Consider the following 26,659-nt stretch of genomic DNA (forward strand, 5'->3'; position numbering starts at 1 on the left):
TAGGCGGGCGATCCGGTACTCCGTGACGCCAACAATTGAACCGAGAAGCCGCGGCGTACTGGATGCCCCGCCTTCGCGGGGCACGACACCATTGTTGTAGCGGGTGACCGCGCCCTACCCGATCCCCCGACCGAACTTGTTCGACTTCGGGAATCCCTTCGGCGGCAGGCGGCCGGCGTCGGCGCGGGTGCCTTGCCACTCCGCGAGCTCCTTCATGGTCGCCGAGAATTCACGACCTGCGGAGTCCTTCCAGGTCAGGCCCGCCTTGGCGTCGAACACGGCGACATCAGAGAGGCCGCCGTCCTTGTACTTCTGCAGGCGCACGCCGCGGCCGCGGGCCATCTCCGGCATCTGGTCGAGCGGGAAGACCAGCATCTTGCGGTTGTCGCCGATGACCGCGACGGTGTCACCGAGCACTTCGGTGATCGCGCGCGCCTCGTTCGGCATGTCGACGTTGAGGACCTGCTTGCCCTTCTTGGTGGTGCCGACGCAATCGTCCTCGTTGACGATGAAGCCCTGACCCTCATGGCTCGCGACCAGGAATTTGCGTCCGCCCTTGTGCACGAACAGCGCGACGGGCGCGGCCTCCTGCTCGAGGTCGATGAACAGGCGGATCGGCTCGCCATGGCCGCGGCCGCCCGGAAGCTTGGCGACATCGAGCGAGTAGAACTTGCCGTTGGTGGCGAACAGCAGCAGCTTCGAGGTGGTCTCGGCGAAGAAGGCGAAGCCAAGCTTGTCGTCCTGCTTGAAGGCGAGCCCCGAGAGATCCTCGACATGGCCCTTCAAGGTGCGGATCCAGCCCTTGTCGGAGACGACGACCGTCACCGGTTCGCGCTCGACGAGGGCTTCCTCCATCGCGGCGAGATCGTGCTCGGGCGCGTCGGCAAAGGTGGTGCGGCGCTTGCCAAGCGGCGTCTTCGGCCCGAACATGTCGCGGACCTTGCCGACCTGCTCGCTGACCTTTTTCCACTGCTCGGGCTCGGAGGCCAGCAGGGCCCCGATGCCCTTCAGCTCCTTTCGCAGATCCTTGTCCTCGGTGCGGATCTCCATTTCCTCGAGCTTGCGCAGATTGCGCAGCCGCATATTGAGGATGGAGTCGGCTTGCAACTCCGTGAGCTTGAACGCCTTGATCAAGGCTGGCTTTGGCTCATCCTCGGTACGAATGATCCGGATCACCTCGTCGATGTTGAGGTAGGCGATCAGCAGGCCGCCGAGAATTTCGAGCCGGTGTTCGATCTCGCCCTTGCGGTGATTGGTGCGTCGGATCAGCACGTCGCGCAGATGGTCGAGCCATTCGCGCAAGCACTCCGCGAGCCCCACGACCTTGGGGATGCGGCCCTTGATCAGCACGTTGAGATTCAGCGGAATCTTGTTTTCGAGTTCGGTCAGCCGAAACAGCGATTCCATCATCAGTGCGGGATCGACGTTCTTCGACTTCGGCTCGATGACGATGCGGACGTCTTCGGCCGATTCGTCCCTGATGTCGCCGACCAGCGGCAGCTTTTTCTGGTCAAGCAGTTCGGCAACCCGCTCGATCAGGCGCGACTTCTGCACAAGGAACGGGATCTCAGTGACGACGACGACCCAGGTGCCGCGTGCGCCCTCCTCCTGCTCCCACCGCGCACGAACGCGGAACGAGCCGCGGCCGGTGGTGTAGGCTTCAGCGATGGCCTGCTTGGAATCGACGCAGATGCCGCCGGTCGGGAAGTCCGGGCCCTTGACCCACTTCATCAGCGCCTTCGACTTCGCGTCGGGCTTCTCGATCAGGTGCAGCGCGGCATCGCACAGCTCGGCGGCGTTGTGCGGCGGGATCGAGGTGGCCATGCCGACCGCGATGCCTTGCGCACCATTGGCGAGCAGGTTCGGGAAGCCGCCGGGCAGGACAACCGGCTCCTTGCCGCTGGCGTCGTAGGTCGGCTTCAACTCGACGCCGTCCTCATCGATCCCGTCCAGAAGCAGCCGAGCCACATCGGTCAGGCGCGCTTCCGTGTAGCGCATGGCTGCCGGGTTATCGCCATCGATGTTGCCGAAATTGCCCTGGCCGTCGACGAGTGGATAACGTGAGCTGAAATCCTGCGCGAGGCGCACCATGGCGTCATAGATCGCCTGGTCGCCATGGGGATGGTAGGAGCCCATCACCTCGCCGACGATCTTCGCGGACTTCTTGGGAATGACGCCGGGGTCAAGCCTGAGCAGGCGCATGCCGTAAAGGATGCGGCGGTGGACCGGCTTCAGGCCGTCGCGCGCGTCCGGCAGCGCGCGGTGCATGATGGTGGAGAGCGCATAGGCGAGATAGCGCTCTTCCAGCGCTTCACGCAGCGGCACCTCGTGAATTTCGGCCGGTTCTTCCGGCGGAACGATTCGTTTTCCCATGCCGCCCGGTTAAACCGTGGAAGCGAATCGGGCAAGGATCGAATGTTCCCTGTGGGCGGCCTAGTGGCCCGCCCAGCCAGCCGTCACAGGCGGGGTCTTGGCCTGCCCAGGCGCCTGAGCCGGCGCCGGCGCGTTGGTCACGCAGCGGCGCGCGGTCTCGATCTCGGCCTCGGTCGCGCCATGGGAACGCGCCCATGCCTCTGCGGCTGCAGCGGAATATTTGGCCACATAGTACCGGACCACCGTGCAGGATGCCCGGCGAAACACGCCGGGTTGCGGCTCGCCGGCCATTGCATCAGGCGCGAAAGAGAGCAGCGCCGCGGACAAGGCGAATCCCCTGATCAACATTTAGGCTGTCCCCGTTGTGGAACCTGATGGCCAAGTCCGCTTGGACGGATTTCGTTCCGGGGAACTACATGTCCGTCGGCAAGGCAGAGACGCGCTCACGTCATGGCGCCGTTATCGCGGCTTTCGCCTGCTGCCGCATCAAGGCGTTGATGAAGCCTGCCCTTGCGTCGGAATGGCCCTGCCCGCGCGGCTCCAGCACATGGCGCAGCAGGAACAGGCCGGTGAGCCGAAAGCCGTCCTGGAGATCCTGCTCCGTGAGGTCGGTGTGTACCTCGCCTTGGCGCAGGAACGGCGGCAGACGCAACAGCCGGTCGTGCCACGGCTCGCCCGCACCGCGCGACACCGCGCCGCCGGATTTCGGCGAGACATAGATCAGGTCGGTGGTCTCGCCGGTGACGGCGCAATTCTCCAGCGCCAGGCCGAAGCCGAGCTCGGCGAGCATCGCCAGCTCGAAATGGATGACGTGCACGGCGGCGCCGCCAATATCGTCGAAATCGTCGAGCGCATGTTCAAGCTGCGCGAAGATCTCCTCATGCGGATCGCGTTCGGGCAACAGCCGCGCAATCGAGGCGAGATGGGTGACGCCGTAGACGCCGTGCGAGGACGCCAGCAGCGTCGCCGCGCGCAGCTTCAACCCTTCGATCGCGTAGGTGCCGAGATGTTCGTCGAGCCGCGCCCGCCACACCGCACTGACGCTGTTGCCGGGCTGGAGCAGCGGCCGCATTCGCGAGCCGGCGCCACCGCGGACGAGGCCGAGATGCCGGCCGTGCGCGCGCGTCAGGAGCTCGACGATGGCGCTGGATTCGCCATGTCGCCGCACGCCCAGCACGATGCCTTCGTCGGTCCATTCCATGGGTGAAGCTTAGCGCATTTCGAGCTGCCGTAGGGTGGGCAAAGCGAAGCGTGCCCACCAATTTAATCGGCGGCGCGAGATGGTGGGCACGGCGCGCAAGGCGCGCCTTTGCCCGCCCTACGGCACCGCGCAAGATCTCACGCGTCGAACCAACCCTGCGCATCGCCGGTGAAGGAGAAATACAGCCCCATCGTGGTCAGCGCGCAGGAGACAATTTCGATCGCACTGTCGAGCTCCAAGCCCTTGGCACCGATGATCTGGCCGAGCGAGATCACCGACAGCACGAGCGCGGCCGCCAGCACCCAGCGCGGCCAGTTCTTGCGCTGATGCGCAGCCAGCCAGACGAAATAGACCAGCAGCAGGATCATGCCGGCGGCGAGCAGGGTCGCGGTCATGATCATCTGATCGGTCACCTCGGCGTTGGGCGTGCGGTCCTGCACCGCGACCGAGAGGGCGTCCAGCATCAACGATGCATAGAGCAGCGCTTCGAAGCGCCGGACGTTGCTGGGCACGTTCATCGGTGACCTGTCTTTTCTTGGTTATTCCTTGGGGAAGTCCAGGCCCATCTCGCGATAGCGGTCGGGATCGTCGCCCCAGTTCTCGCGCACCTTGACGAACAGGAACAGATGCACCGGCACATCGAGGATCTGGGTCAGCTCCTTGCGCGAATCCGCGCCGATGGACTTGATGGTGGCGCCGCCCTTGCCGAGCACGATCTTGCGCTGGCTTTCGCGCTCGACAAAGATCGTCTGCTCGATGCGCACCGACTTGTCCTTGCGCTCCTCCCACTTGTCGGTTTCGACCGTGGACTGGTAGGGCAATTCCTGGTGCAGTTTCTGATAGATCTTCTCGCGCGTGATCTCGGCCGCCAGCTGCCGCATCGGCGCGTCCGACATCTGGTCCTCGGGATAGAGGAAGGGGCCCGGCGGCACCATCTCCGAAAGCGTCGTACGGATGTCGTCGACGCCGTCGCCCGAGATCGCCGCGATCATGAAGGTCCGAACGAACTTCATGCGCTCGTTGGCGGCCTGGGCCAGCGCCAGCAGTTTCTCGCGCTGGACCAGGTCGACCTTGTTGATGACGAGGATCTTGTCGTGGTTGACGCTGGCCGCCTTGGCCAGGATCGCCTCGGCCTCCTCGTCGATGCCGGTCTTGGCATCGAGCAGCACGCAGACGAGGTCGGCGTCATGCGCCCCGCTCCAGGCGGTCGAGACCATGGCGCGATCGAGCCGGCGGTTGGGCAGGAAGATGCCGGGCGTGTCGACCAGGATGATCTGCGCGTTGTTCTCGATCACGATGCCGCGGATCAGCGCGCGCGTGGTCTGCACCTTGCGCGAGACGATCGTGACCTTGGCGCCGACCAGCGCATTGACCAGTGTGGACTTGCCGACATTGGGCGCGCCGATCAGCGCAACGAAACCGCAGCGCGTTGCGGTGGGCGCCTCGCCGCTTGCTTCAGCTGTCATTGCTGCCGCCAACGCCTTCGCGTTCGATCATCACTGATGCCGCCACCTTCTCTGCCGCGCGCTTGCTGCCGCCGATACCTTCGGCCGGGGCCAGTCCCGGCAGGTCCACGGCGACGCGGAACTGCGGATCGTGGTGCGGGCCGGTGCGCTCGACCTCGCGATAAACCGGCGTCGGCAGTCCTTTGCCTTGTGCCCATTCCTGCAGCACGGTCTTGGGATCGCGCAAGGGACGGCGCGGCTTGTGCATGCGCTCGGTCCAGTTGCGCTTGACGAATTCGGCTGCCGCCGCGTGGCCGCCGTCCAGGAAGATCGCGCCGATCACGGCCTCGCAGATGTCGCCGAGGATGGATTTGCGCAGGCGGGCATCGGCGCTGGACCCGACCGAACCGAGCTTGATGTCGTCGAGCAGTCCGAGCGATTTGGCGACGTCGGCGCAGCTCTCCTTGCGCACGAGCTCGGCAAGGCGCTTGGACAGCTCGCCCTCATCGGCGCTTGGATAGGCGTGATAGAGCATGTCGGAGACGACGAGGCCCAGCACGTGGTCGCCGAGGAATTCCAGCCGCTGATAGCTGTCGCCGCGCTTGCGTCCCGACTTCAGCGCCGAGACATGGGTGATCGCCTGCATCAGGAGGTTCGGATCGGCGAACTTGTGGCCGATGCGCGCCTCGAGCGCGGCATTCGCATCGGTACCCTTGGCCTTGCTGCTCCGCGCCCGCTTCTTCTTCGCAGGCGCCTTCGGTGCAGCTTCGCTCTCGGGAGCGGCTTGCGCCTCGGTCGGTTGAATCGCGATGTCCTTGGCTTCGTCTTTCATCGGACGATATTGAAGAAACGATTCCAGCGCACCGACCACGGCCAGCGCCAAAACATCCAGGCGTGCTCGCCTTCGGCGATGGAGAAGAAGATCATCTGGGCGCGGCCGATCAGATTCTCCTGCGGCACATAGCCGACCTGGCCGAGAAAGCGGCTATCCGTCGAATTGTCCCGGTTGTCGCCCATCATGAAGAAGTGACCGGGCGGCACGTTGTAGACGTTGGTGTTGTCCATGTAGCCGTTGTCGGCGCAGTCGAGCGTCTCGTAGGATACGCCGTTCGGCAGCGTCTCCTTCCAGCGCTTCACCCGGGAGATGCCGCCGCCCTCGGAGCCGCACGGATCCTCGCCGACGAACTCGCTCATGCGCTGCCGCTCGACCGGGGCATCGTTGATGTAGAGCAGACCGTCGCGCATCTGGATGCGGTCGCCGGGAAGGCCGATCACGCGCTTGATGTAGTCGGTGGAATCGTCCTTGGGCAGGCGAAACACCACGATGTCGCCGCGGTTGGGGTCCGAGCCCCAGATCCGCCCGGAGAACAGGTTCGGCGAAAGCGGGATCGAGTAGTGGCTATAGCCGTAGGAGTATTTCGAGACGAACAGATAGTCGCCGACCAGCAGCGTCGCCTTCATCGACCCCGAGGGGATGTTGAAGGGCTGGAACAGGAACGTGCGGATCACTAGCGCGATCAACAGAGCATGGATCACGACCCGGATCGTTTCGCCGACGCCGCTCTCAGTTTTCGTTCCCGAAGTCACGCTCATTGCTCTCTCAATTCCGGCCGGCGGTCACAGAGCGCCCTCCTCCCGCGAACAGCCATCGGTTCGCGGCCCAAGGAGATTGTCCTGATTCTGATAGTGAGGGCCAATTCCGGCGTAAAGCCGAATTCACCCAGCCTGATTTGCGTCCGCGGACTTTTAGACGGTTGTCGGACACCACGCAATCAATGATCGCATGAAAACCGCTTAAGATACTGGTATTTCAAACGAATTATGATCTTCCTGACGCCGTCAGGGCTTGGCGAGCGGGACGGCCGAAATGATGACGAGGGCCTGCGCGAGCGGCCAGTCGTCGGTGATCGAAACGTCGATCCGGGCCTCGAACCCCTCCGGCGTCAGGGCCTGAAGCCGGGCCAAGGCGCCGCCGGTAAGCTGCATGGTCGGCCGCCCGCCCGGCAGGTTGACCACCCCCATGTCGCGCCACCAGACGCCGCGCCGGATCCCGGTGCCGAGCGCCTTGGAGCAGGCCTCCTTGGCCGCGAAGCGCTTGGCGTAGGTCGCCACCACCATCTTCTCGTTCTTGGCGCGCCGCTCCGCCTTGGCTCGCTCGGCCGGGGTGAAGATGCGGTCGAGGAAGCGCTCACCGTGGCGCTCCATCACCTTGGCGACGCGCGTGATGTCGATCAGGTCGGAGCCGATGCCGATGATCATGCCCGGCTCCGCCCGCGGTCCATCGCCGCCCGCATGCTGCGCACGGTCTCGGCCAGCCCCACGAACAGCGCCTCGCCGATCATGTAGTAGCCGATGTTGAGCTCCATGATCTCTGGCAGGGCCGCGATGGTCTCCGCCGTCGCATAGTCGAGCCCGTGCCCGGCGTGGACCTCCAGCCCGGCAGCCTTGGCGAGCTTCGCCCCCGCCGCGATCCGCTGCCATTCGGCCTCCGCCTTGTCGGCGTGGCCGTCGACGACGGCATCGCACCAGGCGCCGGTGTGGATCTCGATCACAGGCGCGCGCAGCCGCGCCGCCATCTCGATCTGAGCAGGATCGGCGGCGATGAACAGCGAGACGCGAATGCCGGCGTCGTTCAGCCGCGCGATATAGGGCGCCAGCGCGTTGTGCTGGCCGACCACGTCGAGCCCGCCCTCGGTGGTCACCTCCTGCCGGCGCTCCGGCACCAGGCACACCGCGTGCGGCTTGGTCGCGAGCGAGATGCGCATCATGTCGTCGGTCGCCGCCATCTCGAAATTCAGCGGCTTGGAGATCTCGGCCTTCAGCCGCGCCATGTCCTCGTCGCGGATGTGGCGGCGATCCTCGCGCAGATGCGCGGTGATGCCGTCGGCACCGGCGTCGATCGCGAGCAGCGCGGCCCGCACCGGATCCGGATTGCGGCCGCCGCGCGCGTTGCGCAGGGTCGCGACATGGTCGACATTGACGCCGAGGCGGAGCGGAGGTGCGGGCATTTCAAGACTCACGAGATCAAGGGGACAGTCACCTGCGAGCGGCGTCTATCCATTAACACGTTCGACTTTGGCGACGACCGCTTTCGCACGCAACTGGGCCAGGATCGCACTCAGATGCTTCAGATCGTAGACTTCGAGATCGATCGTCGTTTCCGTGAAATCAGGCGAGCGGCGCTGCATGCTGATATTGTCGATGTTGCCGTCGTGCTCGGCGATCACGGTGGCGATCTGCGCCAGTGCGCCGGGCTCGTTGACGTTCTCGACCTTGATGCGGGCCGGGAAGCGCTGCGGCGCGGAGTCCTCGATATCCCAACGCACATCCAGCCAGCGCTCCGGCTCCTCCTCGAAATCCTTCAGGGCCGGCGCCTGGATCGGGTAGATCGTGATGCCCTCGCCCGGCGTGACGATGCCGACGATGCGGTCGCCGGGCACGGCGCCGCCATTCGGCGCGAACTTCACCGGCAGATCGGAATTGATGCCGCGGATCGGGATCGCGACCGGGCTGCGCGGCGGCTCCGACGATTTCTCCTTGAGCTTGGCGGCGAGACCCTTCTTGACGCCATAGCGCGCGATGCGCTCCTCCTTGTAGTCGGGATACATCGCGCGCGCGACGTTGGAGGCCTTGATCTCGCCTCGGCCGACCGCCGCCATCACGTCGTCGATCGAAGTGCGTGCAAGCCGCGGCAGCGCGCCCTTGAGCTTGTCGTCGGCATATTCGATCTTCGCGCGCTCGAACAGACGCTCGACGATGCGCCGGCCGAGCCCGGCATATTGATCGCGCACTGCGGTGCGAGTGGCGCGGCGGATCGCGGCGCGCGCCTTGCCGGTGACTGCCAGCGTCTCCCAAGCCGACGGCGGCGCCGATTGCGCTTCAGAGGTCAGCACCTCGACCTCGTCGCCGTTCTGGAGCTCCGAGGACAGCGGCGCGAACTTGCCGTTGATCTTGCAGCCGACCGCGCTGTTGCCGACGTCGGTATGCACGGCATAGGCGAAGTCGATCACGTTGGCATGGCGCGGCAACGCGATCAGCTTGCCCTTCGGGGTGAAGCAGAACACCTGGTCGTGGAACAGCTCGAGCTTGGTGTGCTCGAGAAATTCCTCGGGATTGGCGCTCTCGGAGAGAATGCCGATGGTGTGGCGCAGCCAGGCGAACGCGTTGGATTCGCGCTTGAGGAATTCGGTCGGCGAGCCGACCCCTTCTTTGTAAAACACGTGCGCGGCGATGCCGCGCTCGGCGATCTGGTCCATCGCCTCGGTGCGGATCTGGAGCTCGACGCGCTGGTTGCCGGGACCGATCACCGTGGTGTGGATCGAGCGATAGTCGTTCTGCTTCGGCGTCGAGATGTAGTCCTTGAAGCGCCCGGGCACGACCGGCCAGGTGGTGTGGACGATGCCGAGCGCGCGATAGCAGGCCTCAATGTCGTTGACGACGAGGCGAAAGCCGAAGATGTCGGACAATTGCTCGAAGCCGACCGATTTGCGCTCCATCTTGGTCCAGATCGAGAATGGCTTCTTGCGGCGGCCATAGACCCGCGCGCCCAGACCGCGGTGCCGCAGATTGTTGGAGAGCTGGTCCTCGATCTCGCCGATCAGATTACGGTTGCGCTCGGCCAGCGCGTCGAGCCGCTGCATCACCACCGAATAGGCTTCGGGATCGAGGGTGCGGAAGGACAGATCCTCCAGCTCCTCCCGCATCTCCTGCATGCCCATGCGCCCCGCGAGCGGCGCGTAGATATCGAGCGTCTCCTCGGCGATGCGCCTGCGCGATTCCGTCGGCACGAAGTCCAGCGTGCGCATGTTGTGCAGGCGATCGGCGAGCTTGACCAGAAGCACACGGACATCGTCGGCAATGGCCAGCAACAATTTGCGCAGGTTCTCGGCCTGCTTGGCCTCCCGAGATACCAGCTCCAGACGCTTCAGCTTGGTCAGCCCCTCGACCAGCGCGCCGATCTCGGGCCCGAAGATCTGGTCGATCTCGGCCCGCGTCGCCTCGGTGTCCTCGATCGTGTCGTGGAGCAGCGCGGCCACGATGGTGGCGTCGTCGAGCTTGAGGTCGGTGAGAATCGCCGCCACTTCGAGCGGGTGCGAGAAATACGGATCACCCGAGGCGCGGGTTTGCGAGCCATGCGCCTTCATGGCGTACACATAGGCGCGGTTCAGCAGGTCCTCGTTGGTATTGGGGTTGTAGGACCTGACGCGCTCGACGAGGTCATATTGACGCATCATCCGCGCGCGGGGCTTGGCCGGGCGCGCCACCGGCGCAGTCGGGGCCACGGCAACCGATTCGGTTGCGGCCTGCATCTGCGTGGATCTGCGGCGCCGATAAACCATGCCGTCCTGCCTCTAAACGGGCCAGGAGACGGCCCGTTGCACACATCTTAGCGTCGATCCTGCGCGTGTCCGATCAATTCGGTGACAGGCCAGCGCGAACCGACGACACTATGGTAACCACGAAAACGCCGACAAAAGCAAAGGCCCGAACAACGGTTCGGGCCTTGATAAGATCACAAGCGGTCGATGATTGCGACGGGACGATTACTCGTCCTCCTCCGGCTGCTCCTCGGGCGGCGCGAGCCCTTCGAGACCCTTCAGGAGCTCCTCTTCGGTCATGCGCTCAACGGCGACCTCGGTGTCATCTGCATCGACGCTCGCGCCGGCGGAACCGATCAGCGGCACCGTATCGGGCTCGGGCTCGTCGACCTCGACGAACTTCTGGAGCGAGTGCACCAGCTCCTCGCGGAGGTCCTCCGGCGAAATGGTCGTTTCCGCAATTTCGCGCAGAGACACAACAGGGTTCTTGTCGTTATCTCGGTCAACCGTTAGTTGTGAACCGGACGAAATCATGCGGGCACGGTGGGCAGCCAGCAGGACCAGGTCAAACCGGTTGTCGACCTTGTCGATACAATCTTCTACGGTGACGCGAGCCATGGACTGTCGCTCCGTTGTGGGTGGGACGAAATATGTGGATGATCGGGGCTAGTTATAGGGACCGCGCCGATTTCGCAAGGCCAATTTGTGATTTGGCCTCGCCAAACGCCTCTGCTACCCCCACATTGGGGCTGGGATGGGCGGTTTCCTGGGCTGCCATCGAAGGTAGCACCGGGTCTATGCAAGTTCGCCATAACTATACCTTGATTGCCCCGACTTCTCCGGATTTGCGGTTTCGACGGGTTTCGGCAGCACTCTGAAGTGCGTGGCTTGCCGCCGCGCGCCAACAATAAACGATCAATCACGACACACTACGCGAGCAAACTGAATGTCACTTTCCCCTACCAACAAGATCGCGCTCTTCATCGATGGGGCCAATCTCTACGCGACGGCGAAAACTCTTGGCTTCGATATCGATTACAAGCGCCTGCTGAAGGAATTTCAGAGCCGCGGGACGTTGTTGCGGGCGTTCTACTACACCGCGATCATCGAGGATCAGGAGTATTCCTCGATTCGTCCGTTGATCGATTGGCTGGACTACAACGGCTACACCGTCGTCACCAAGGCGACCAAGGAATTCATCGACGCCTCCGGACGCCGCAAGGTCAAGGGCAACATGGACATCGAGCTCGCCGTGGATGCCATGGAGCTCGCCGAGCATATCGATCAGATGGTGCTGTTCTCGGGTGACGGCGACTTCCGGTCTCTGGTCGAGGCCGTCCAGCGTCGCGGCGTGCGGGTCACCGTGGTCTCCACCATCGCCAGCCAGCCGCCGATGATCGCCGACGAGCTGCGCCGCCAGGCCGACGTCTTCACCGACCTCGTCGAGCTGCAATCCAAGCTCGGCCGCGACCCGTCCGAACGCCCCGCCCCGCGCGACCGCGGCGAGCGTGGTGAACGCCACCACGCCCCGCAATTCCTCCAGCGCGCAACGACCGTGGCGCCGAGGGGCGATGACGACTTCGAGGAGTGAGGCGGCCCGGCCAAGTCGCCAGACCCCCACCCTCATCCCCGACCGTGACTGTCCGCTCTGTCCGCGCCTGGTCGCCTTTCGCGAGGCGAACCGCGCGCGCGAGCCGTTGTGGCACAATGCGCCGGTTGCGCCGTTCGGCGACATCCGTGCGCGCCTGCTGATCGTCGGCCTCGCGCCGGGCATGCAGGGAGCCAACCGCACAGGCCGCCCCTTTACCGGCGACTATGCCGGCGACCTGCTCTACGCCACGCTGCTCGAATACGGGTTTGCCAAGGGCACCTATCAGGCGCGCCCCGACGACGGCCTGACGCTGGTCGATTGCCGCATCGCCAATGCCGTGCATTGCGTTCCGCCGCAGAACAAGCCGCTGCCGGTCGAGATCACCACGTGCCGCCAGTTTCTCATCGCGAATCTGGAGACGATGCCGAAGTTGCGCGCGATCGTCGCGCTCGGGCGGATTGCGCACGACAGCGTGCTCAAGCCGCTGAAGCTGAAGGCCTCCCAGGCTCCCTTCGGCCACGGCGCGGTGCACCAGGCCGGCGCCTTCAGGCTCTACGACAGCTATCACTGCTCCCGCTACAACACGAACACCGGCGTGCTGACGCCGGACATGTTCCGGTCCGTGTTCGCGAAGGTGAAGGCCGACCTCGATTAGGTCCTACCTGACTGGATTGGTCTTCAGCCATTCCAGCACATCGCCGGCGTTCCGGTCGGGCGGAAACACCGGATAGAACACATGGGTGATCTCGGCATCGTCGATGACCAGCGCGAGGCGCTTGATCAGCGTCAGACCTGCGACCTCCATCGTCGGCAGCTTCAGCGCGTTCGTCAGCGCCAGCTTCTCGTCCGACAGCACCGGAAACGGCAGGTGCAGCCGCGAGGCCATCTCGATCTGATAGTCGTTGCTCTGGGTCGAGAGACCGAACACGTGTGCAGCGCCTGCCGTCTTCAACTCTGCAAACAGGTCGCGGAACGCGCAGGTCTGCGGCGTGCAGCCGCGTGCGCCCGGGATCATGTCCCAATCATCGACCAGGGCAATCTTGCCGGGCTCGCCGGTGCGGGGATAGGCGAACACGACAGTGCGGCCGCGCAGCGTCGACAGCGTCACGGACGTGTCGTCGGTCGCGCGCAGGCCGATCGGCGGCAACGTCATGCCCTTCAGATGCGCGGCACCGCCGTCATCGGTCGGCGCGGGAATCTTGCTCCAATCGACCTCGAGCAGGTTCCTCTGGGTCATCCCGCTATCCCCTCGCCCGCATCAAGCGGCCCTTCTCCCGGCTCCAGTCGCGCTTCTTCTCGGACTCGCGCTTGTCGTGCAGCTTCTTGCCCTTTGCAATCGCGAGCTGCAATTTGGCCCGACCACGCTCGTTGAAGTACAGCTTGAGCGGGATCAGCGTCATGCCCTCGCGGTCGACCGCGCCCATCAGCTTGTTGATCTGTCGGCGGTGCAGCAGCAGCTTCCTCGGCCGTTTGGGCTCGTGGTTGAAGCGGTTGCCCTGGAGATATTCGGGGATGGTGGCGTTGATCAGCCAGATCTCGCCGTTCTTGGAGTCGGCGTAGGACTCCGCGATCGTGCTCTTGCCATTGCGGATCGACTTGACCTCGGTGCCGGTCAGCGCGATGCCCGCCTCGATCGTGTCCTCGATGGCGTAGTTGAAGCGGGCCTTGCGATTCTCCGCCATGACCTTGATGGGACGTTCGTTTTTATCGGCCATGACGAGGCAAACCTGATCGAGATGCGCAGCAAAGCTAACAGTTCGGATGAAGCGCGCGCGTCACTTCTTGAGGAGGTCGCGGATCTCGGTCAGCAGCTCGACCTCGGCCGACGGCTTGGCCGGAGCGGCTGGAGCCGCCTCCTCCTTGCGTTTCAGGGTGTTCATGGCGCGGATCACCAGGAACAGCACGAAGGCAATGATGATGAAGTTGATCGTCAGCGTCAGGAAGCTGCCATAAGCAAGTACGGCGCCTTGTTTTTTAGCATCCGCTAAGTTGGTGGCGGTGACCGCCTTCGACAAGGGGATGAAGTAGTTCGAGAAGTCGAGGCCACCGGACACGGCGCCGATGATCGGCATGATGACGTCGCCGACCAGCGACGTGACGATGGCACCGAAGGCCGCACCGATGATGACGCCGACCGCGAGATCGACGACGTTTCCCTTCATGGCGAACTCGCGGAACTCCTTGAGCATACGCGCGCCCTTGTCCTCGACGCTCATGAAAGGCTCCCCCGAAAGGCCAATGCGTCAGTTGATCAGGCCAGCGTGAACCATCGCGCTGCGCACGGCAACCCGCGTCGGCTCGGAGACCGGGACCATCGGCAGCCGCAGCGTCTCGTCAAGCTTGCCGAGCAGCGACATCGCGTACTTGATCGGCGCCGGATTGCTTTCGATGAAGAGGTTGTTGTGCAGCGGCATCAGCTTGTCGTGGATCGCAAGCGCCGCCTTGGTGTCGCCCTTCTGCCAGGCGGCGTGGAACTCGGAGCACAGGCGCGGCGCGACGTTCGAGCTCACCGAGATGCAGCCGTGCCCGCCATGGGCCATGTAGCCGAGGATGGTCGCGTCCTCGCCCGAGAGCTGGTTGAAGTCTTCGCCCATTGCCGCGCGCTGCTGCGACACGCGCACCATGCTGGCGGTGGCGTCCTTGACGCCGGCGATGTTCTTCAGCTCCCACAGCCGCTTCATGGTGTCGACCGACATGTCGATCACCGAGCGCGGCGGAATGTTGTAGATGATGATCGGAATCCCGATCGCATCGTTGATCGCCTTGAAGTGCTGGTACATGCCTTCTTGCGTCGGCTTGTTGTAGTAGGGCGTCACGACCAGCACGGCGTCCGCACCCGCCTTCTCGGCGTGCTGGGAGAGCTCGATCGCCTCCTTGGTGGAGTTGGAGCCGGCGCCGGCGACGACGGGGACGCGGCCCTTGGCTTCAGCGATGCACCATTCGACGACCTTCTTGTGCTCGTCATGGCTGAGCGTCGGGCTTTCGCCGGTGGTGCCGACCGGGACAAGGCCGTTGGTGCCTTCCGAGATCTGCCAGTTCACCAGCGAGCGGAACGCGGCCTCGTCCAGCGCGCCGTTTTTGAACGGCGTGACCAAGGCGGTGAATGACCCCCGGAATTTCGTCTTGGCTGCCATGGACTTCCTCCGTACGCGGCGATCTCTCAAGCAAGCTCCTTCATATCGGGTCTATCCCGCCGGTAAAAGGGCCGCTGCCGTGTGACGCACCGTTTAGGCCGCGATTTTGCCGCGGTGATGGTGCAAATCCGCCCGAGGTAAGCGGCTGTTGGTATTTTGTCCGTATATTCAATCAAATACAGCTAGATCTTGGACCCACTCGACTGATTCGGGGCGACGAAACGCCGTGACCTCCTTCCCGCGCGCCGTATGGCGATCCCTAGGTCTGGTCGTATCCCTGATGGCAGGGCTGTCGATCGGCTGTGCGGCCTTGGCCAAGCCCAACGAGACGAGCGCGGACGAGGCCAAGAAGTCCGCAAAGCCGGCGGCGGCCAAGGACCAATCCAAAGGAACGGACAAGGGAACCGGCACGCCCAAGGATTCCGCCAAGGGCGCCAGCAAGGGTGCGACCAGCGCCCCGGCCAAGGATGCCGCCAAGAAACCTGCCAATGACTCCGCCAAGGACAAGCCGGCGGCGAAACCGGCGGCCGCGTCCAAGCCCGCGGCAGCGTCCAAGCCCGCAGCAGCTGCCCCCGCGCCGAAGCCGCACCCGCCCGCCAGCGGTTCGGCCCCCAAAGCCGCGCCTGCCCCGGCTTCGACGGCCACGATCAGACCGGCCGCTCCGGCCCCCGCCAGACCCGTCGCAGCTCCGGTGCTAGCTCCTGCGACCCGCCAGCATGCAGCACCGCGCAAGCCGGTCATCCCGGCCGCGGTCGCAGCGACATCGTCGACGTCGCAGGCCGACAAGGACACGCTGGAGAACGTCATCGAGCTCGTGCGCAAGCGCAAGGCGGCCGACGCCACCAATTACGCGGCTTCGATCTCCGATCCCGTGGCGCGGAAGCTCGCGGAATGGATCATCCTGCGCAGCGAGGACAATGGCGCGACGGTGGAGCGCTATCGCGCCTTCATCTCCGCCAATCCAAGCTGGCCCTCGCAGACCTTCCTGCGCCGGCGCCTCGAGGCTGCGATGTGGGACGATCGGCGCGATGAGTCCGTTGCCTGGTCGTGGTTCGAGAACGAATCTCCGATCTCCGCCAAGGGGCGCTTTACGCTCGCCAGGGCGATGCTGGCACGCGGCGACCGCGCCAACGCGGAGCGACTGGTGCGCGATGCCTGGCGCAGCGATCCGATGTCGGAGGACACCGAGAACAACGCGCTCGATCAGTTCGGCGCCCTGCTGACGCCGGGCGATCAGAAGGCGCGGATGGATACCCTGCTCTACGGCAGCGAGAACGAAGCCGCGCTGCGCGCCGCAAAGCGCCTCGGCGCCGGCTATGTCGCGCTGGCCAAGGCCCGCATCGCCGCCGTCAAGAAGGCGCCGAACGCACGCGCGCTGCTCGACGCGGTGCCGCGCGAGCTGCACAACGATCCCGGCTTCATTTTCAGCAGGATCCAGCTGCTGCGCCGCGAGGAGAAGTTCACTGAGGCCGCCCAGCTCATGCTGTCGGCGCCGAAGGATCCGGGCCGGCTGCACAATCTCGACGAATGGTGGATCGAGCGCCGCCTGCTGGCGCGCAAGATGATCGACACCGAGGAATTCCGCAGCGCCTATCTGATCGCACGCGACGCCGCGCTGCCCTCGCGCGACATCTACAAGACCGAGCAGGAGTTCACCGCGGGCTGGATCGCGCTCCGCTTCCTCAACGATCCCGCGACCGCCGCCCAGCATTTCGCGCGTATTGGGGTCGGCAGCGTCAATCCGACCGCGCTGGCGCGTGCCGGCTACTGGCAGGGCCGCGCCGCGGAAGCGATGGGCCGCCAACAGGAGGCCCGCAACGCCTATGCGCGAGCTGCCGAGCAGTCGACCAGCTATTATGGTCAGCTTGCGCGCGCAAAGCTCGGCCTGCCCCAGATCGAGCTCAACCACCAGCCGCGCGGCCGCGGCGCCGAGCGGCTCGAGATCGTGCGCGCTGCGCAGCTGCTCTACGAGCTCGACGAGCGCGAGATGGCGATACCGCTGCTCGCCGACATGGGCGAGAACGGTGATCCCGAGGCGCTTGCCGGTCTCGGCGAGCTGACCCAACGCTACAGCGATGCGCGCGGCATGCTGCTGCTCGGCAAGGCTGCGCTCAACCGTGGCCTGCCGTTCGACTTCTATGCCTACCCCGTCAACGGCATTCCGCAGTTCACGCCGATCGGCCCCGAGGTCGAGCGCAGCATCATCTACGCCATTGCGCGACAGGAGAGCGCGTTCAATCCGTCGGTGGTCTCGCCCGCCCAAGCCTACGGGCTGATGCAGGTGACGCCGGATGCCGCGCGCTATGTCTGCAAGCGGCATGGGGCGACCTACGATCTAAGCCGGCTGAAGAACGATTCGGTCTACAACGCCACGCTCGGATCGGCCGAGCTCGGCGGACTGCTCGAGGACTATCGCGGCTCCTACATCATGACCTTTGCCGCGTACAACGCCGGCCGCGGCAGCGTGAAGAAGTGGGTCGATCGCTACGGCGATCCGCGCGATCCCAAGGTCGATGCGGTCGACTGGGTCGAGCTGATCCCGTTCTCCGAGACGCGCAACTACGTGCAGCGGATCATGGAGAACCTTCAGGTCTACCGCGCCCGCTTCGGCGGCGGCACGCGCCTCCAGATCGAGGCCGATCTGCGCCGCGGCGCCGGCAGCGTGGAATAGCGACATTCTCCTCTGATCTGCTGTCGGAGCATCGGCCGCGAGCGATGCCGCCGGGCCCTTGAGTCTTTCGAACGACGTACGAAGCTGTCGCGCACGAAGCTCAGGCGCTTCTTTGCGACGCGTATCTCGAGCGAGAGCCATCGAGCTCGCGGGGCACGTCGACAAGCTCACGAGGGTGCGGACGTTCGCTGGTACGAGCCGCCTGCTGCTGCAGAATCGGATCAGCCAGGTGTTCTGCTGGGCGACGGCCGTCCGCAAGTCGCAGAGGTCCTGTGTCGCGGATGGCCGCAGGCGCCAAGATCCCCTCCAATATCGGGGCCACCGGATCGTCACGATATCCGATCGACGTAGGGGCAGGCCGAGTTGCGCGCGGCGGCAGGAAGCGAGAGCTCAGCATTCGCGGCGATAAGAGCGTCCCATAAAAGAAGAGCCCCGGCGGTTTCCCGCCGGGGCTCTCTGTCAGTCGTTAGACCGAACTTACCAGTTGCGCTGAGCGCGGAGGAGCAGGGTGATGGTGTCCTGATCCTTCAGCTCGTACACGGCAGGCGGCTTGGCCGTCGCGCCGGCACCAGCGTAAGCAACAGTGCCCGAGTACTTCTGATCCAGATGGGTCCAGTTCAGGTCAGCCGAGAACGTCAGGTTCTTGACCGGAGTCCAGCGGGTGATGATGCCGATCTGGCCGATGGCGAAGTCAGGGTTACAACCCGTGACACCGGCGAGACCGCCGAACACGCCGCCTGCACCGCCAGCGCCGCAGAGAGCGGTCTTGGCGAGCGTGCCGAACTGCGCCTGAGCGTAGGCACCGTAGAGCGCGGTGTTCCAGTAGGGATCCCAGTTGTGGGTGTAGGCGCCACGGAAGCCCCAGGTCTTGACCGTCTCCTGCTGGCTGCCGGTGATGAACACCGTATCCGGAGCGGTGGCAAAGCCGACGCTCTGGTACGCGATGCCCGAGTTGCCGAACATCGAGTAGCTGCCGCCCGACAGGTTCTGGAAGTTGTAGCGGGTCGCACCGTCGGTGTAGACGCCCGAAATGTTGATCACGTCACCCGCACCGGTCGGGATGTTCTTGATCGACAGAGCGAGCTGAACCGCCCAGCCCCACTTGTCGTCGGGGTGGCCAGTCGGCTCGGTCGCGCCGTAGTAAGCGACGTGGTTGTCATGCGCAGCGACCGACGCCTGGAAGAGACCCCAAGCCTGATCGACACGAACCATACCGACGAGGTTCGGCGAGCGCGAACCGCCGATGGCGTTCGAGCCATACGAACCGCCGATCATGCCAGCCGCAGTCGCGCCGGTCATGTTCAGGTTGCCGGCCTGGTAGTAGGCCGTCGCGTCTTCCGCCGAGAACGACGCCGTGATGCCCTGACCGAAGTCAGCGGTGTAGGTGAACTGGTTGACACCAGTGACCGTGCCGCTGCCGCCGACGAGGCTGTCGAAGTTGTTGCCGGGATAGTTGGTCCAGGGCGCGTCGAACTGCGACACGGCCTTACCCATCGTGAAGCCGGCGAACTGGATGAACGCGTAGTACACGCCGAGCGAACCGGCCGAGGTGTTGCCATCGGTGCCGTTGACCGACGTGCCAACGAGAGCAGGCGTCGCACCCGAGGTGTTGAGGCCGATCGCACCGCTGTAGACCGTCGCGCCGGTCGCGCTGCCCGTGCCGGAGTAGTTGCCGGTCGTCCAGGAGAACACGCCGTCGAAGAAGGTACGGACGACGCCGTACTCGGTCGCAGTGCGGGTGTCGATGTTGAGGTCTTCACGAGCACGCATCGTGTAGTAGTTCGTCAGGCGGTTGCGCGCACCGTTGTTGCCGGTGAGCTGGCCGCTGAAGACCGAGTTGGTGTTCAGCGCGACTTCAGCGCGCAGATAACCACCCAGCTTGATGCAGGTATCGGTGCCAGGGATGTAGTAGAAACCCGCGCCGTACAGGGAGCAGATCTTCACGTATTCGACCGCCTTGGCCTTCACGGGCAGATCGGCTGCCTGTGCTCCGCCCACGGCGATCAGACCCGCCGCTGAGCCGAGCAAAAGGCTCTTAACCAACTTCATGTTAAACCTCCAAGTTGCTCTCCAGGGAAGGTCACTGACCCGGACGGCCAATTCCCCAACCCCCTCTAAATCACCGCCTTCGGCTCCTTCGCGTCTTCGGACACACCCGCATGAACGCGAGGGACTTAAGCGAATGACCTAAACGGGACGACCTTGGGATGCCCCCCTCCGTCGCTCAGTCACAATTACCGAACGCCCTTGCACACACAACAACAGAACGCTTCGAAACGGGCCGATAGAGCGTGTTTTCCGACGGGTGTTGCACAAACAACACGCAGATGTGATCTCGCCGTCCTCACAACATATTGTTTTTGTTTAACTTTTAAAAACGGTTCCGCTCGCCACCAAAGTTCCGCATATGTGGCACCTGCGGCGTCAACCGCCCCTGACGAGCTCTGACGCAGCTCGAATCGCGGAATCAAAGGAGACTCAAGGGGAAGGAGAAGCACCTTCAGCGACTCTATATTTGACCCAGGCGTGATCAGCTTGGGCGCACGGCGCGAACAGTCTTTATATGGATGGTGGAATAGCCAGATCGGCACCGGGAGCTCAGCCGGCACAGACGGATTCGGACCCGCGGATCAGGCCACCCTCGATCGCCATGAAATTCGTCAATAGATCCAGCTTGTTATGAGAGGGTGACCCCTTTCATAAGGGAAACCGTCATTGCCAGGCCTGTCGAACGTTCCCGCCTTCGAGGCAAACCGCTTCATCTCGAAAATCACTGGGAATATTCGAGCAAAAACACGCTCTTCCAAATTGACCGGCCCAAGCAATTAGATGCATAAGGCTCGCACCGGAGAGGTGGCCGAGTGGCTGAAGGCAACGCTTTGCTAAAGCGTCATACGGTCTCAAGCTGTATCGAGGGTTCGAATCCCTCCCTCTCCGCCACCCAACTCCAGAATCAATCCAGATTTGTCCGCTCGCCCGAATGCGGTCGTGTGCCGGGGAAAGCCCCGCCAAGGATCGGCGCCACGAGCCCGGCCCGATTCGCGCTCACCTTATGATATAGGTCGCAGCTCTAACGGCCCGACCGCCAGATCCGCCAATGCGAGGGTGAGATCAGCACCGCTTCGCCGGCCCAGACGTTGAACCAGACGCCGGATTGACGCCGGCATGGGAACATCCAGGGCACGACACCCGTCTTGTGCAGACGTCCGAGTTCCAGATCGCAATCGTCGGGCGCGATCTGAATCGGCAGCCATCGACCCATGTCTGGGCCGTTCTTGTGAGAGTCGCTCATGCGACACCGGTGTAGACACCGGCAGAACGCAGGAACTTGATTCTCCGCAACCCGATCGCCCCGTGAGAACACGGGGCCGGATGCGATTCTCAAGCTCAGTGGGCTGAGACCCACGCCCTCGCCTCGCGCTGCGCGGCCGAGATCTCGGCCTCCGACATCTGCCCGGCGACTTCCTGGCGGAGCGCGACGGCGTCCTTGCGGCCCTTGAGCGCGGCGAGGTTGAACCATTTGTGTGCGGCGATCAGATCGACGAGGCCGGCGCGGCCGCTCGCCCAGTAGATCCCGCGCTCGAACAGCACGTCCGAGAGCGCGCTTGCGTCGATCGGCGTCGCCGTCTCCAGATCGAAAGTACCCTGAAACATGTCGCATCCCCTTTATTCTTATGCCGCCTCGTTCCCCCGAGCGCGGCTCCCGTCCAAATCGTTGTTCAACTCATCCCCGGGCCTTCTTGCCCATGCCGTTTGCCGGCTCGTTGGAGGCGATGATGGCGGGCAAATTTGAATGGCAGTTTAAGTATCGCGATGAAGCAGACGTAAACGCGGACGCGCGGCGCCGACGCGCTGAATCCACGAAGTCCCTGATTTGCAGGCACTTCTGCGATTCGTCAGATTCCGTTTACCGCAGGATTTCAGGACATCGATAACCATCGCGCGCGGTCGGATGCATCATGGCGTATCGCGCGCCACTCATCGTCGTCACCCACGCAGGCGGGGCAATCGCATATGGGCGCGATTTCGCCTGTGGCCATCCTTCGAGACGCCCGCCGTTGGCGGGCCCTCAGGATGAGGATCAAGTGCGCGGCTGTCGTTTCAACGCGCACCGAGGCTGCTTCGCCCTCCTGGCAAAGCAAAGACGTCAGCGCGGCAACGCCACCGTCAGATCAGCAATGTGGGGAAAAGGAATGCCGGCAATACCCCGGCCTCAGGAGAACGAGGGCGTCGGCGAACACGTCAGGACCAGATTCCACATTGGCCCGAAGGCCGCTCGTGAAATTGCGGAGCCCCTTGCGGAGAACCACACCGAACGAAGAAAACTCGTTTCTTCTGCCGGACCGCGCAAGAGCGATCCGACCGTTGACCTGATGTCTCGCCGACACCCTCTATCGTCGACCAGGACCTTTAGAAGGCGCTGATGACGTGCCGGCTCATGGAGCCGGCAACTTCAGAAGCGAAGTTACTTCTTCTTCTTCGCGACCTTGCGGGTCTTCTTCGCAGTCTTCTTCACTGCGCTCTTCGCCTTCTTCGCCTTCTTCGCTTTCTTGGCCATGTTGCCCTCCGATGTGTGAGATGGCTTTAATCGCTGCGTGCACTCGGGGATCGAATGCACTTCATCCCGAATACACCAACACGAAGAAAAAAACAGCGTCTCGCTTAAAGAAGTGTTGACGACGCAACGCGCGTGCGCTTGGCCAGCGCGACGCAAGCGCACCGCATGAGGTGTTCGTGCGATCGCAGTGAACGCCTACACTGTCGCCGTTTGCGAGCGATGCGATTGCAGAAAAACACTACGCAGCAAGTATTTTTCTGCACGCGCGCATCGCGCATGATCGACGTGCACACGTGCATCGTAGATCGTGCGATCGCCTCGCAAAGGCGTTTCGCGGACTCTGAGTCGCGATTTTTGGCAACGAAAATATTTTCATGCTTAACGGCGCGAACGCTCGTCGGAGCGTGCGCAAGCCGCCGTTTTGCGCGAATCGCGTGACGGCGATTCGGTCGCCGCATCACCGTCGATGGGGATGAAGTTCGCCGATCGAGGATGCGCGCGAGCGTCGCACCGGGGCGACAAAAGCGAGGTGACGATGCGCGTCTGTCACCTCGCTCGAACGTGTGAGGCTACTAGACGCCGAGCTTGGACTTGAGCAGCTCGTTAACGCTCTGCGGGTTGGCCTTGCCGCCGGACGCCTTCATCACCTGGCCGACGAACCAGCCGAGCGACTGCGGCTTGTCCTTCACCTGCGCGGCCTTGTCGGGATTGGCCGCGATGATGTCGTCGACAACCTTTTCGATCGCCGAAAGATCCGTGACCTGCTTCATGCCGCGGCTTTCCACCAGCGCGCGGGGATCGCCGCCCTCCTGCCAGACGATCTCGAACAGATCCTTGGCGATCTTGCCGGAGATCGTGCCTTCGCCGATCAGGTCGATGATCGCTGCGAGCTGCTCGGCGTTGACCGGAGAGGCCGTAATATCCCTGCCTTCCTTGTTGAGACGGCCGAACAGCTCGTTGATCACCCAATTCGCCGCCATCTTGCCGTCACGCGCGCGGTTGCCGAGCCTGTCGAGCACCGTCTCGTAGAATACCGCACTCTCGCGCTCGGCGACCAGCACGCTCGCATCATACGCCGACAGGCCGAAATCGGCGACGAAGCGCGTCTTCTTCTGGTCCGGCAGCTCCGGCAGCTTCGCCTTCAGCTCGTCGACGAAGTCCTGGCTGAACTCCAGCGGCAGCAGGTCGGGATCGGGGAAGTAACGGTAGTCGTGCGCCTCTTCCTTCGAGCGCATCGAGCGCGTCTCGCCCTTGTTGGGATCGTAGAGCCGCGTCTCCTGGTCGATCGCCCCACCCTCCTCGATGATCTCGATCTGGCGCCGCGCTTCGTACTCGATCGCCTGGCCAATGAAGTTGATCGAGTTCATGTTCTTGATCTCGCAGCGCGTGCCGAGCGGCCCGCCGGGCTTCCGCACCGAGACGTTGACGTCGGCGCGCAGGCTTCCCTTCTCCATGTCGCCGTCGCAGGTGCCGAGATAGCGCAGGATGGAGCGCAGCTTGGTCACATAGGCCTTGGCCTGCTCGGCGTCGCGGATGTCGGGCTTGGAGACGATCTCCATCAGCGCCACGCCGGAGCGATTGAGATCGACATTGGACATGGTCGGCGATCGGTCGTGCAGCAACTTGCCGGCGTCCTGCTCCAGATGCAGCCGCTCGATGCCGATGCTGACGCTGCGGCCGCCATCGAGCTCGACCAGCACCTCGCCCTCGCCGACGATCGGAGACTTGTACTGGCTGATCTGGTAACCCTGCGGCAGGTCCGGATAGAAATAATTCTTGCGGTCGAATACCGAACGCAGATTGATCTTCGCATTGAGCCCGAGCCCGGTCCGGACAGCCTGTCTGACGCATTCCTCGTTAATGACGGGCAGCATGCCGGGCATCGCGGCGTCCACCAGCGACACATGGCTGTTCGGCTCGCCTCCGAACGCGGTCGAGGCGCCCGAGAAAAGCTTCGAGTTAGACGTCACCTGGGCATGGATCTCCATGCCGATTACCATCTCCCAGTCACCGGTGGCGCCCTTGAGAAGCTTGTGCGTGGCCGTGCTCATGTCTTGCTCCCGAGCAGCGTGGCAGCAATCCGCTCCCACTCTGCTTCCAATGAATCCTTTGCCGCGGGCTGGCCGGCCTGGCGATACCAGTAGCCGGCATTGCCGAGATCGCCTTCGACGCGGTGCAGGTAGGCATGCACCCAGGCCGCCTCGCGGCTGCTCTCGTCCTGGACAATCCCGTGCGCGCGGTCCCAGTCGCCCTTCGCCGCCCACCAGAGGCCGGCGAGCGGCGCGTTCAGTTCCGGCGCAGGCGCCGCGCCGTCGAGGCTTGCGATGAAATCATCGACATTCACCACCACCTCGCGGGCGTGAAGCGGCCGGCCGCCTGCTCGATGACTTCGCCGAGCGAGAACAGCGTCTCCTCGTCGAAGGGCCGTCCGATCAGTTGCAAGCCGAGCGGCAGGCCCTGCGCGTCCTTGCCGGCGGGCACGGCAATGCCCGGCAGGCCCGCCATGTTCACGGTCACCGTGAAGATGTCGTTGAGATACATCTCGACCGGATCCGCACCGCCCTTCTCTCCGATGCCGAAGGCCGCCGACGGGGTTGCCGGCGTGAGGATGGCATCGACGCCCTTGGCGAAGCAGTCCTCGAAATCCTTCTTGATCAGCGTGCGCACCTTCTGGGCCCGCAGATAATACGCATCATAATAGCCCGCCGAGAGCACATAGGTGCCGATCATGACACGGCGGCGCACCTCGGCGCCAAAACCTTCCGCGCGGGTGTTCTCGTACTGCTCGATGATGTTCTTTCCGGACTCGCGCAGGCCGTAGCGCACGCCGTCATAGCGCGCGAGGTTGGACGAGGCCTCGGCCGGCGCCACGATGTAATAGGCCGGCAGCGCGTATTTGGTATGCGGCAGCGACACCTCGACGGTCTCGGCACCGGCGGCCTCCAGCCATGCACGTCCCTCGCTCCACAGCTTCTCGATCTCGGCCGGCATGCCGTCGAGACGATACTCCCTGGGGATGCCGATCTTCATACCCTTTACGGACTTGCCGATCGCGGCCTCGTAGTCAGGCACGGGGACGTCGACGGAGGTCGTGTCCTTCGGATCGTGGCCGGCCATCGAACGCAGCAGCATCGCGGCATCGCGCACGCCGCGTGCGATCGGACCGGCCTGATCGAGCGATGAGGCAAACGCGACGATGCCCCAGCGCGAGCAGCGGCCATAGGTCGGCTTGATGCCGACGGTTGCGGTGAACGCCGCCGGCTGGCGGATCGAGCCGCCGGTGTCGGTCGCGGTCGCGCCCATGCAGAGCAGCGCCGCCACGGCCGAGGCCGAGCCGCCGGACGAGCCGCCCGGCACCAGCGTCGTGTTGCTGCCCTCGCGCCGCCAGGGATTGCCGACCGGGCCGAAGCACGAGGTCTCGTTCGCCGAGCCCATCGCGAACTCGTCATTGTTGAGCTTGCCCAGCATCACAGCGCCGTCGCGCCAGAGCTGCGAGGTGACGGTGGACTCGTAGGTCGGCACAAAATTGCCGAGGATCTTCGAGCACGCCGTGGTGCGCACGCCCTTGGTCGCGAACAGATCCTTGATGCCGAGCGGAATGCCGGCGAGCGGCCCGCCCTCCCCCCTGGCGATCTTCTCGTCCACCGCCTTCGCCATCGCCCGCGCCTGCTCCGGCGTCTCCATCACGAAGGCGTTGAGCACGCGGGCCGCCTCGATCGCGGAAAGATGCGCGTCGGTCAGTTCGAGCGACGTGAAAGTCTTGTCGGCGAGACCCTTGCGGGCCTCGGCGAGCGTCAGCGATGTCAAATCGGTCATTTATTGATCGGGCTGCAGAAGAACGGAGACAGGGTCTTGTCGTTGGCCGGGTCGTCTTTTTTGGCGGCCGCATTCGCGGCGGCCTCGAGCTCGTCGAGCACGGCATTGACGGCGACATTGGGATCGGCAGTCTTGCCCTGCCGCTCCATCTTGTCGAGATAGTTCATGTAGGCCTGATAGGCCTTCTCATCGTCGCAAAGCAGACACATCGGACAGCGTCCTGAATTGAATTACTCGACAACCTTGGGCACCAGGAAGAAGTGACCTTCGGTCGCGGGCGCGTTGGCAACGATATCGTCGGCGATCTCGCCGTCATTGACCACATCCTGCCGCTTCTTCATCTGCATTGGGGTGACCGAGGTCATTGGCTCCACGCCCTCGACATTGACCTCCGAGAGCTGCTCGACGAAGGCGAGCATGGCGTTGAGCTCGCCCTGCAGATGCGGAACCTCGTCCTCGGAAACCGCAATGCGCGCCAGATGTGCGATGCGGCGGACGGTAGCGGCGTCGACGGACATTATATAAGGCCTCTCACGGCAAAACCTATGTGCC

26 protein-coding genes and 1 tRNA gene are annotated in these 26,659 nt (G+C 64.0%); 4 read left to right on the forward strand and 23 right to left on the reverse strand.

Translation table 11 applies throughout. The features are described from left to right. Positions 1 to 114 precede the first annotated feature (114 nt). The 11 genes from parC to rpoZ all read right to left on the reverse strand — a co-directional run bounded on the left by parC (position 115) and on the right by rpoZ (position 10,955). Entirely contained in the window at positions 115 to 2,373 is a 2,259-nt protein-coding gene (gene parC, locus LPJ38_RS27320; protein ID WP_145630001.1) for a DNA topoisomerase IV subunit A, read from the reverse strand. 60 nt (positions 2,374 to 2,433) lie between these two features. After that, the gene (locus tag LPJ38_RS27325; protein ID WP_145630000.1) at positions 2,434 to 2,721 is read right to left on the reverse strand and encodes a hypothetical protein; all 288 of its coding nucleotides are present in this window, start codon (positions 2,719 to 2,721) and stop codon (positions 2,434 to 2,436) included. 100 nt (positions 2,722 to 2,821) lie between these two features. Continuing rightward, positions 2,822 to 3,574, reverse strand: coding sequence for a DNA repair protein RecO (gene recO, locus LPJ38_RS27330; protein ID WP_145629999.1), 753 nt, complete (start codon positions 3,572 to 3,574; stop codon positions 2,822 to 2,824). A gap of 137 nt (positions 3,575 to 3,711) precedes the next feature. Beyond that, a complete protein-coding gene (locus tag LPJ38_RS27335) occupies positions 3,712 to 4,092 on the reverse strand; it encodes a YfhO family protein (protein WP_145629998.1) in 381 nt (126 codons plus the stop codon). A 21-nt stretch (positions 4,093 to 4,113) separates the two neighbouring features. Beyond that, entirely contained in the window at positions 4,114 to 5,040 is a 927-nt protein-coding gene (gene era, locus LPJ38_RS27340) for a GTPase Era (protein ID WP_145629997.1), read from the reverse strand. Beyond that, the gene (gene rnc / locus LPJ38_RS27345; RefSeq protein WP_145629996.1) at positions 5,030 to 5,851 is read right to left on the reverse strand and encodes a ribonuclease III; all 822 of its coding nucleotides are present in this window, start codon (positions 5,849 to 5,851) and stop codon (positions 5,030 to 5,032) included. The genes era and rnc overlap by 11 nt, the downstream gene beginning before the upstream one ends. Continuing rightward, positions 5,848 to 6,612: a signal peptidase I gene (lepB, locus tag LPJ38_RS27350; protein ID WP_008548283.1), complete on the reverse strand. Its 765-nt coding sequence runs from the start codon at positions 6,610 to 6,612 to the stop codon at positions 5,848 to 5,850. The genes rnc and lepB overlap by 4 nt, the downstream gene beginning before the upstream one ends. 246 nt (positions 6,613 to 6,858) lie before the next feature. Next, on the reverse strand, positions 6,859 to 7,278 hold the full coding sequence (acpS, locus tag LPJ38_RS27355; protein WP_145629995.1) for a holo-ACP synthase: 420 nt from the start codon (positions 7,276 to 7,278) through the stop codon (positions 6,859 to 6,861). Beyond that, on the reverse strand, positions 7,275 to 8,027 hold the full coding sequence (locus LPJ38_RS27360; protein WP_145629994.1) for a pyridoxine 5'-phosphate synthase: 753 nt from the start codon (positions 8,025 to 8,027) through the stop codon (positions 7,275 to 7,277). Before LPJ38_RS27360 ends, acpS begins: the two co-directional genes overlap by 4 nt. A gap of 45 nt (positions 8,028 to 8,072) precedes the next feature. After that, positions 8,073 to 10,358, reverse strand: a complete 2,286-nt coding sequence (locus tag LPJ38_RS27365) for a RelA/SpoT family protein (protein WP_145629993.1) — start codon at positions 10,356 to 10,358, stop codon at positions 8,073 to 8,075. Between the two features lie 204 nt (positions 10,359 to 10,562). Further along, positions 10,563 to 10,955 carry a DNA-directed RNA polymerase subunit omega gene (rpoZ, locus tag LPJ38_RS27370; protein ID WP_007603391.1) on the reverse strand — a complete coding sequence of 131 codons (393 nt, stop codon included), beginning with the start codon at positions 10,953 to 10,955 and terminating at the stop codon, positions 10,563 to 10,565. Between the two features lie 328 nt (positions 10,956 to 11,283). On the opposite strand from rpoZ, the gene LPJ38_RS27375 reads away from it, so the two are divergent. Together LPJ38_RS27375 and LPJ38_RS27380 are read left to right on the forward strand one after the other, a co-directional pair. Next, positions 11,284 to 11,928, forward strand: a complete 645-nt coding sequence (locus LPJ38_RS27375; protein WP_060736267.1) for a LabA-like NYN domain-containing protein — start codon at positions 11,284 to 11,286, stop codon at positions 11,926 to 11,928. Then, entirely contained in the window at positions 11,909 to 12,583 is a 675-nt protein-coding gene (locus LPJ38_RS27380; RefSeq protein ID WP_145629992.1) for a uracil-DNA glycosylase, read from the forward strand. The genes LPJ38_RS27375 and LPJ38_RS27380 overlap by 20 nt, the downstream gene beginning before the upstream one ends. Positions 12,584 to 12,586: 3 nt before the next feature. Here the strand turns inward: LPJ38_RS27380 and LPJ38_RS27385 are convergent, their stop codons facing one another. The 4 genes from LPJ38_RS27385 to dapA are packed head-to-tail and all read right to left on the reverse strand — an operon-like array spanning position 12,587 to position 15,062. After that, positions 12,587 to 13,165 carry a peroxiredoxin gene (locus LPJ38_RS27385; RefSeq protein WP_145629991.1) on the reverse strand — a complete coding sequence of 193 codons (579 nt, stop codon included), beginning with the start codon at positions 13,163 to 13,165 and terminating at the stop codon, positions 12,587 to 12,589. Positions 13,166 to 13,169: 4 nt separating this feature from the next. Continuing rightward, on the reverse strand, positions 13,170 to 13,643 hold the full coding sequence (gene smpB / locus LPJ38_RS27390; RefSeq protein ID WP_145629990.1) for an SsrA-binding protein SmpB: 474 nt from the start codon (positions 13,641 to 13,643) through the stop codon (positions 13,170 to 13,172). 60 nt (positions 13,644 to 13,703) lie between these two features. Further along, positions 13,704 to 14,117, reverse strand: a complete 414-nt coding sequence (gene mscL / locus LPJ38_RS27395; protein WP_145630167.1) for a large conductance mechanosensitive channel protein MscL — start codon at positions 14,115 to 14,117, stop codon at positions 13,704 to 13,706. 54 nt (positions 14,118 to 14,171) lie between these two features. Next, positions 14,172 to 15,062 carry a 4-hydroxy-tetrahydrodipicolinate synthase gene (dapA, locus tag LPJ38_RS27400; protein ID WP_145629989.1) on the reverse strand — a complete coding sequence of 297 codons (891 nt, stop codon included), beginning with the start codon at positions 15,060 to 15,062 and terminating at the stop codon, positions 14,172 to 14,174. A 280-nt stretch (positions 15,063 to 15,342) separates the two neighbouring features. On the opposite strand from dapA, the gene LPJ38_RS27405 reads away from it, so the two are divergent. Continuing rightward, on the forward strand, positions 15,343 to 17,733 hold the full coding sequence (locus LPJ38_RS27405; protein ID WP_167520309.1) for a lytic transglycosylase domain-containing protein: 2,391 nt from the start codon (positions 15,343 to 15,345) through the stop codon (positions 17,731 to 17,733). A gap of 477 nt (positions 17,734 to 18,210) precedes the next feature. Here LPJ38_RS27405 and LPJ38_RS27410 read toward each other — a convergent pair whose 3' ends face one another. Further along, the gene (locus LPJ38_RS27410; RefSeq protein ID WP_231088418.1) at positions 18,211 to 19,782 is read right to left on the reverse strand and encodes a porin; all 1,572 of its coding nucleotides are present in this window, start codon (positions 19,780 to 19,782) and stop codon (positions 18,211 to 18,213) included. 798 nt (positions 19,783 to 20,580) lie between these two features. Between LPJ38_RS27410 and LPJ38_RS27415 the strand changes: the two genes are divergently transcribed. Then, positions 20,581 to 20,673, forward strand: a tRNA-Ser gene (locus tag LPJ38_RS27415). A 130-nt stretch (positions 20,674 to 20,803) separates the two neighbouring features. Here the strand turns inward: LPJ38_RS27415 and LPJ38_RS27420 are convergent. The 7 genes from LPJ38_RS27420 to gatC form a co-directional block, all read right to left on the reverse strand. Further along, positions 20,804 to 20,995: a hypothetical protein gene (locus tag LPJ38_RS27420; protein WP_145629986.1), complete on the reverse strand. Its 192-nt coding sequence runs from the start codon at positions 20,993 to 20,995 to the stop codon at positions 20,804 to 20,806. 125 nt (positions 20,996 to 21,120) lie between these two features. After that, positions 21,121 to 21,387 (reverse strand): hypothetical protein, encoded by a 267-nt coding sequence (locus tag LPJ38_RS27425; protein WP_061847802.1) that lies wholly within the window; start codon positions 21,385 to 21,387, stop codon positions 21,121 to 21,123. Between the two features lie 1,476 nt (positions 21,388 to 22,863). Beyond that, complete coding sequence (gene gatB / locus LPJ38_RS27430) at positions 22,864 to 24,342, reverse strand: Asp-tRNA(Asn)/Glu-tRNA(Gln) amidotransferase subunit GatB (RefSeq protein ID WP_145629984.1); 1,479 nt, start codon at positions 24,340 to 24,342, stop codon at positions 22,864 to 22,866. Further along, the gene (locus LPJ38_RS27435; protein ID WP_167520308.1) at positions 24,339 to 24,635 is read right to left on the reverse strand and encodes a hypothetical protein; all 297 of its coding nucleotides are present in this window, start codon (positions 24,633 to 24,635) and stop codon (positions 24,339 to 24,341) included. Before LPJ38_RS27435 ends, gatB begins: the two co-directional genes overlap by 4 nt. Next, the gene (gene gatA, locus LPJ38_RS27440; RefSeq protein WP_145629982.1) at positions 24,632 to 26,107 is read right to left on the reverse strand and encodes an Asp-tRNA(Asn)/Glu-tRNA(Gln) amidotransferase subunit GatA; all 1,476 of its coding nucleotides are present in this window, start codon (positions 26,105 to 26,107) and stop codon (positions 24,632 to 24,634) included. The genes LPJ38_RS27435 and gatA overlap by 4 nt, the downstream gene beginning before the upstream one ends. Continuing rightward, complete coding sequence (locus LPJ38_RS27445; RefSeq protein WP_145629981.1) at positions 26,104 to 26,316, reverse strand: hypothetical protein; 213 nt, start codon at positions 26,314 to 26,316, stop codon at positions 26,104 to 26,106. The genes gatA and LPJ38_RS27445 overlap by 4 nt, the downstream gene beginning before the upstream one ends. Positions 26,317 to 26,337: 21 nt before the next feature. After that, the gene (gene gatC / locus LPJ38_RS27450; RefSeq protein WP_008548395.1) at positions 26,338 to 26,625 is read right to left on the reverse strand and encodes an Asp-tRNA(Asn)/Glu-tRNA(Gln) amidotransferase subunit GatC; all 288 of its coding nucleotides are present in this window, start codon (positions 26,623 to 26,625) and stop codon (positions 26,338 to 26,340) included. Positions 26,626 to 26,659 lie beyond the last annotated feature (34 nt).

Origin of the sequence: Bradyrhizobium daqingense (assembly GCF_021044685.1) — a bacterium.
Classification (GTDB): domain Bacteria; phylum Pseudomonadota; class Alphaproteobacteria; order Rhizobiales; family Xanthobacteraceae; genus Bradyrhizobium; species Bradyrhizobium daqingense.

Excerpts from the sequence above, each read along its gene's own strand:
- recO (WP_145629999.1), bottom strand. The coding sequence starts at position 3,574 with ATGGAATGGACCGACGAAGGCATCGTGCTGGGCGTGCGGCGACATGGC.
- LPJ38_RS27375 (WP_060736267.1), top strand. The coding sequence starts at position 11,284 with ATGTCACTTTCCCCTACCAACAAGATCGCGCTCTTCATCGATGGGGCC.
- smpB (WP_145629990.1), bottom strand. The coding sequence starts at position 13,643 with ATGGCCGATAAAAACGAACGTCCCATCAAGGTCATGGCGGAGAATCGC.
- LPJ38_RS27335 (WP_145629998.1), bottom strand. The coding sequence starts at position 4,092 with ATGAACGTGCCCAGCAACGTCCGGCGCTTCGAAGCGCTGCTCTATGCA.
- era (WP_145629997.1), bottom strand. The coding sequence starts at position 5,040 with ATGACAGCTGAAGCAAGCGGCGAGGCGCCCACCGCAACGCGCTGCGGT.
- rnc (WP_145629996.1), bottom strand. The coding sequence starts at position 5,851 with ATGAAAGACGAAGCCAAGGACATCGCGATTCAACCGACCGAGGCGCAA.
- mscL (WP_145630167.1), bottom strand. The coding sequence starts at position 14,117 with ATGCTCAAGGAGTTCCGCGAGTTCGCCATGAAGGGAAACGTCGTCGAT.
- dapA (WP_145629989.1), bottom strand. The coding sequence starts at position 15,062 with ATGGCAGCCAAGACGAAATTCCGGGGGTCATTCACCGCCTTGGTCACG.
- LPJ38_RS27360 (WP_145629994.1), bottom strand. The coding sequence starts at position 8,027 with ATGCCCGCACCTCCGCTCCGCCTCGGCGTCAATGTCGACCATGTCGCG.
- parC (WP_145630001.1), bottom strand. The coding sequence starts at position 2,373 with ATGGGAAAACGAATCGTTCCGCCGGAAGAACCGGCCGAAATTCACGAG.
- LPJ38_RS27445 (WP_145629981.1), bottom strand. The coding sequence starts at position 26,316 with ATGTGTCTGCTTTGCGACGATGAGAAGGCCTATCAGGCCTACATGAAC.
- LPJ38_RS27385 (WP_145629991.1), bottom strand. The coding sequence starts at position 13,165 with ATGACCCAGAGGAACCTGCTCGAGGTCGATTGGAGCAAGATTCCCGCG.
- acpS (WP_145629995.1), bottom strand. The coding sequence starts at position 7,278 with ATGATCATCGGCATCGGCTCCGACCTGATCGACATCACGCGCGTCGCC.
- LPJ38_RS27405 (WP_167520309.1), top strand. The coding sequence starts at position 15,343 with ATGGCAGGGCTGTCGATCGGCTGTGCGGCCTTGGCCAAGCCCAACGAG.
- LPJ38_RS27410 (WP_231088418.1), bottom strand. The coding sequence starts at position 19,782 with ATGAAGTTGGTTAAGAGCCTTTTGCTCGGCTCAGCGGCGGGTCTGATC.
- LPJ38_RS27380 (WP_145629992.1), top strand. The coding sequence starts at position 11,909 with ATGACGACTTCGAGGAGTGAGGCGGCCCGGCCAAGTCGCCAGACCCCC.
- rpoZ (WP_007603391.1), bottom strand. The coding sequence starts at position 10,955 with ATGGCTCGCGTCACCGTAGAAGATTGTATCGACAAGGTCGACAACCGG.
- gatB (WP_145629984.1), bottom strand. The coding sequence starts at position 24,342 with ATGAGCACGGCCACGCACAAGCTTCTCAAGGGCGCCACCGGTGACTGG.
- LPJ38_RS27425 (WP_061847802.1), bottom strand. The coding sequence starts at position 21,387 with ATGTTTCAGGGTACTTTCGATCTGGAGACGGCGACGCCGATCGACGCA.
- gatA (WP_145629982.1), bottom strand. The coding sequence starts at position 26,107 with ATGACCGATTTGACATCGCTGACGCTCGCCGAGGCCCGCAAGGGTCTC.
- gatC (WP_008548395.1), bottom strand. The coding sequence starts at position 26,625 with ATGTCCGTCGACGCCGCTACCGTCCGCCGCATCGCACATCTGGCGCGC.
- LPJ38_RS27420 (WP_145629986.1), bottom strand. The coding sequence starts at position 20,995 with ATGGGTCGATGGCTGCCGATTCAGATCGCGCCCGACGATTGCGATCTG.
- LPJ38_RS27325 (WP_145630000.1), bottom strand. The coding sequence starts at position 2,721 with ATGTTGATCAGGGGATTCGCCTTGTCCGCGGCGCTGCTCTCTTTCGCG.
- lepB (WP_008548283.1), bottom strand. The coding sequence starts at position 6,612 with ATGAGCGTGACTTCGGGAACGAAAACTGAGAGCGGCGTCGGCGAAACG.
- LPJ38_RS27365 (WP_145629993.1), bottom strand. The coding sequence starts at position 10,358 with ATGGTTTATCGGCGCCGCAGATCCACGCAGATGCAGGCCGCAACCGAA.